The organism is Ideonella azotifigens (assembly GCF_006519715.1).
Taxonomy (GTDB): Bacteria; Pseudomonadota; Gammaproteobacteria; order Burkholderiales; family Burkholderiaceae_C; genus Ideonella; species Ideonella azotifigens.
In genome coordinates this window covers 1-4,410 of the sequence record NZ_VIDT01000472.1, presented here as the reverse complement: position 1 = coordinate 4,410, position 4,410 = coordinate 1, and the positions used below count along the sequence as shown (strand labels likewise).

At 66.4% G+C, this 4,410-nt stretch carries 6 protein-coding genes; 1 reads left to right on the top strand and 5 read right to left on the bottom strand.

Annotated features, from left to right (window positions below):
- The 5 genes from panB to FKP22_RS22130 all read right to left on the bottom strand — a co-directional run.
- The coding region (gene panB / locus FKP22_RS22150; RefSeq protein ID WP_141289853.1) for a 3-methyl-2-oxobutanoate hydroxymethyltransferase at positions 1-581 on the bottom strand (581 nt) is incomplete at its 3' end.
- A gap of 128 nt (positions 582-709) precedes the next feature.
- The gene (locus FKP22_RS22145; protein ID WP_141289852.1) at positions 710-1,741 is read right to left on the bottom strand and encodes a S49 family peptidase; all 1,032 of its coding nucleotides are present in this window, start codon (positions 1,739-1,741) and stop codon (positions 710-712) included.
- An 87-nt stretch (positions 1,742-1,828) separates the two neighbouring features.
- Positions 1,829-2,212, bottom strand: coding sequence for a Rieske (2Fe-2S) protein (locus tag FKP22_RS22140; protein WP_141289851.1), 384 nt, complete (start codon positions 2,210-2,212; stop codon positions 1,829-1,831).
- A 1-nt stretch (position 2,213) separates the two neighbouring features.
- Complete coding sequence (locus FKP22_RS22135) at positions 2,214-2,876, bottom strand: HAD family hydrolase (protein ID WP_141289850.1); 663 nt, start codon at positions 2,874-2,876, stop codon at positions 2,214-2,216.
- Between the two features lie 46 nt (positions 2,877-2,922).
- Entirely contained in the window at positions 2,923-3,867 is a 945-nt protein-coding gene (locus FKP22_RS22130; protein ID WP_141289854.1) for an RluA family pseudouridine synthase, read from the bottom strand.
- Positions 3,868-4,186: 319 nt separating this feature from the next.
- Between FKP22_RS22130 and FKP22_RS33525 the strand changes: the two genes are divergently transcribed.
- Positions 4,187-4,410: hypothetical protein (locus FKP22_RS33525; protein ID WP_211361510.1), on the top strand; the 224-nt coding region annotated here is incomplete at its 3' end.

Here is a 4,410-nt window from a genome sequence, read left to right as displayed (position 1 = left end):
ACCAGCATCGCAGCGCCGGCATCGGCCAGCGCGGCGGCATCGGCCCGCAACAGCGCAGCAGCGGCCTCCTCACGGCCCTGGATGCGGAAGCCGCCCAGCGCGTGCACGCGCTGCGGCGTCAGTCCCAAATGGCCGCAGACCGGAATGCCGCGCTCGGTCAGGAAACGCACCGTCTCGGCCGTGACGCCACCGCCTTCTAGCTTGATCATTTGCGCACCGGCCTGCATCAGCGTCACGGCCGAGGCCATCGCCAGTTGCGGGCTGGCTTCGTAGCTGCCAAACGGCATGTCGGTGATCAGCCAGGCGTTGCGCTTGGCGCGCGCCACCGCGGCGGTGTGATACGCCATGTGCGCCAGCGTCACCGGCAACGTGCTGCTTTCGCCTTGCACCACGTTGCCCAGCGAATCGCCGACCAGCAAGGTGTCAACACTGGCCTCTTCCAGCAACTGCGCGAAGGTCGCGTCGTAGCAGGTGACCATGGTCAGCTTCTCGCCACGCGCAGCCATTTCGCGCAGGCGCGGCAGGCTGGTCACAGGGCGGGCCGCGGCAGGCGCGGCGTTTTCGGCAGGGTGAAGGCTCATCTCTAAGTCACAGCCCTGTCATAAGGACCCGGGCTCAAGTGCTGCATCGCAGCAAGGCCGTCATTCTGCCTGGGCAAGCGGCTCAGTACCCTACAAAACCTAGGGTCATCGCTGGCCACGACGACTTCTCAACGCAGCGTGCCAATCTGGGTCAGCGCCTTGGCAGCACCGGCGCCGATCGACGCGCCAAACCGCTTGGCCAGCCGCTCAGCCACATTTTCCTGCGGCGTGTAGTCGATCACTTCCTCGGCCTGAATCACTTCACGGGCGACATAGTCGAGGTTGCCGAAATGGTCGGCCAGGCCCAGTTGCACGGCCTGCTCGCCATTCCAGAACAGGCCGGAGAAAGTGTCAGGTGTTTCCTTCAGGCGATCGCCGCGGCCTTGCTTGACCACCGCGATGAACTGCTGGTGGATCTGGTCGATCATGGCCTTGGCGTAGGCGGTCTGCTTCTCGTTCTGCGGCGAGAACGGGTCCAGCATGCCCTTGTTGGCACCGGCGGTCAGCAGGCGGCGCTCGACGCCCAGCTTGTCCATCAGGCCGGTGAAGCCAAAGCCATCCATCAGCACGCCGATGGAGCCGACGATGCTGGCCTTGTCGACGTAGATCTCGTCAGCAGAAACAGCAATGTAATAGGCGCCGGAGGCGCACATTTCCTCGACCACGGCATACACCTTCTTTTGGTGCAAGGCCTTCAGGCGACGGATCTCGTCGTTGATGATGCCGGCCTGCACCGGGCTGCCGCCGGGTGAGTTGATGCGCAGCACCACGGCCTTCGCGGTCTGGTCCTCGAAGGCGCTCTTGATCGAGGCCACCAGGTTTTCGGCGCTGGCGGCGCTGTCGACAGCAATTTCCCCACGCACTTCGACCAAAGCGGTGTGCGGGCCGGAAGGCGAGTTGACATGGCCGCGCTGCGACATCACGCCCCAGATGATGGCCAGCACCAGGCCGAACCAGCCCAGGCGCAGCACCAGCTTCCAGCGGCGCTCGCTGCGGCGTTCGCGCAGCACTTCGCCGCCGAGCTGGCGGATCAGCGATTCCAGGTTTTGCAAACGGTCGGGCTCGGCAGAGGCCACTGCGGCCGGCGCCGGGCTGGGCGGGACCGGTGGCGGCGGCAGTTCGGGCGAATCCTGGAACGTCGGTTCAGTGGGCGGGTTCATCAAGAGGGAAGCGGGTAAGCCTGTGAAGGGAAATCAAGAAAGGGCTGATTGGCCGAAGGGCGCCAGATCGGCCGCGTCAGTCACATGTCAGTCGAAGCTCAGGGGCTGGATGTCCGGCGTCGGGTACCAGCTGACCTGGCCCTCGCGTTCGACCAGGTCCAGCGCCATCAGCCGCTCGCCGCGGCAGGGACCGGCGATGCAGTGGCCATCGGAAGGCTCGTAGGTGGCGCCGTGCAGCGAACAGACGATCCAGCGCTTGTCGTGGTCCAGGAACTCGCCGGGCTGCCAGTCCAACTCGGTCGGCACGTGGGCGCAGCGGTTCATGTAGGCGACGGCGCGGCCGTCGAAGCGCATCGCAAAGGCGCGCGCAGGCTGGCCCCACAGCGTCACGTCAAACACCAGGGCGGTGCCGCGCTCGACCAATGCGTCACTGGCGCAGAGCGGCTGTTGGACAAAAGGAGCGGCGTTCACGTCACGCATTGTGAAGCAGCCACTGGGCCAGCTCCGCAGTGGAGTGGGCCACGAACAGGGGGTTCAAGGGCGCAAAAGACGCATGATCGTGCGCGCCGAAGCTGACGCCAACGGACGACGTGCCGGCATTGACGGCCATTTGCAGGTCATGCGTGGTGTCGCCGATCATCAGCGTGCGCTCGGGCGCCACGCCGAATTCGCGCATCAGCTCCTCCAGCATGCGCGGGTGCGGCTTCGAGAAGGTTTCGTCTGCCGTGCGGCTGCCGTCGAACAGGCCGCGCAACTCGGTGTGCGCCAGCGCCTCGTCCAGCCCGCTGCGGTTCTTGCCGGTGGCAACCGTCAGGAAATGCTGGCGCTCGCGCAAGGCGTGAAGCATCTCCAGCGTGCCGGTGAACAGGCTGATGTCATGCTGCGATGCCATGTAGTGCTGGCGGTAGCGCCGGCCCAGCTCCGGATAGCGCTCGGCAGGCAGGCCAGGCACGGCGTGCTGCAGGGCATCGTGCAGGCCCAGGCCGATGACATAGGAGGCCTGCTCCAGCGTCGGCACAGCCACACCCAGGTCGCGGCAGGCTTGCTGGATGCAACGCGCGATCAGCGCCGTCGAATCGAACAGCGTGCCGTCCCAGTCGAAGGCGATCAGGTCAAAGCGGCGGGGTCGGGTCATGCGGTGAATTCTCGGCCAACGGGGCCAATGGGGGCCAACAGCAGGCTCAGCCGGTTGGCAACTGGGTCAGCAGTGTCTCGCATTCAGGAGGCAGCGGTGCCGCCAACTCGATGCGCTCCCCGCTGGCGGGATGGTCGAAGGCCAGCCGGCGGGCATGCAGGAACATGCGCTCGAACTTGGCACCCGCCACCATCCGGCCGGCCGCAAGCGCCTTGTTCAGCCCGAAATCGCCATATTTGTCGTCGCCGACGATGGCATGGCCTTCGTGCATCAAATGCACGCGGATCTGGTGCGTGCGGCCGGTCTTGATGGTCACGTCCAGCAGGCTGAACGCGGCATAGCGGGTGACGACCCGCACCAGCGAGATCGAGCGCCGGCCTTCGCCATGGTCCTCGGGCACCGCCCGCACCCGCCGCTCGCCTTCGGGCGTCAGGTACTTGTGCAGCGCGACGTCGATGACCTTCTTGCTTTCGGGCCAGTGGCCGATCACCAGCGCGGCGTAGGTCTTGCCGGTTTCGCGCTGGCGGAACTGGTCCTGCAAGGCCGTCAGCGCGCTGCGCTTCTTGGCCAGCAGCAAAAGGCCGGAGGTTTCCTTGTCCAGCCGGTGCACCAGTTCCAGGAACCTGGCCTGCGGCCGGGCGCGGCGCAACTGCTCGATGACGCCAAAGCTGACGCCGCTGCCCCCATGCACCGCGACGCCCGCAGGCTTGTCGATCACCAGCAGGTGCTCGTCCTCGAACAGCACCGGGAATTCGCGTGGCGGCACCGCTGCGGCTGCAGCTTCGTCGGTGCTGGCGGCAGAGACGCGCACCGGCGGCACCCGCACGATGTCACCCAGTTCCAGCCGGGTGTCGGCCGAGGCGCGTCCCTTGTTTACCCGCACCTCGCCGGCGCGGATGATGCGGTAGACATGCGTCTTGGGCACGCCCTTGAGCACGCGCAGCAGGAAGTTGTCCAGGCGCTGACCGGCGCTGCCGTCGTCAATCGTCAGCTGCTGGACCTGGACCGGCGGCGGGGCTGCCGGCGCCGGTGCGGGCTTGACCGCAAGCGGTGCGCGAGGGATCGCCGCAGGGGCGGTGCTCGGCCTGGCAAGCGTTTTGGCTGCAGGCTTGGCCGGCCGTTTCGGCGTGGCGCTGCCAGGCTGGACGCCGCCACGCACCGTCGTCGTGGCCTTGCGTGACGGGCCCGTGGCAGGCCTGTTTTTAGCCTTTATAATGGTCTGAGCCACGATTGAGCCCTAAGTGCTTGATTATTCAGAGTTTACCCGGGTGCTCCGGGCGATATGGTGGCGGCACACGCAGAAGTAGCGCGTGTCCAAGGTGATGCAACGCCTTTTCAAGGCCGGAATGGCGGGTCCCGACGTGACCCGCGGCCGGCACGAGAGAGGCGGCAGAGAATTCATGGAATGTGCCGTCCTGCCTTTGTGCAGGACATCCAAACAAGGTTTTCATCGGGCCCTGCCTGTGCCGCGCGACCCGCGGCGCGAGCGAGGTCCGGCGGTCGAATCAACTCCAACGCCACCGCTGTGCGCACG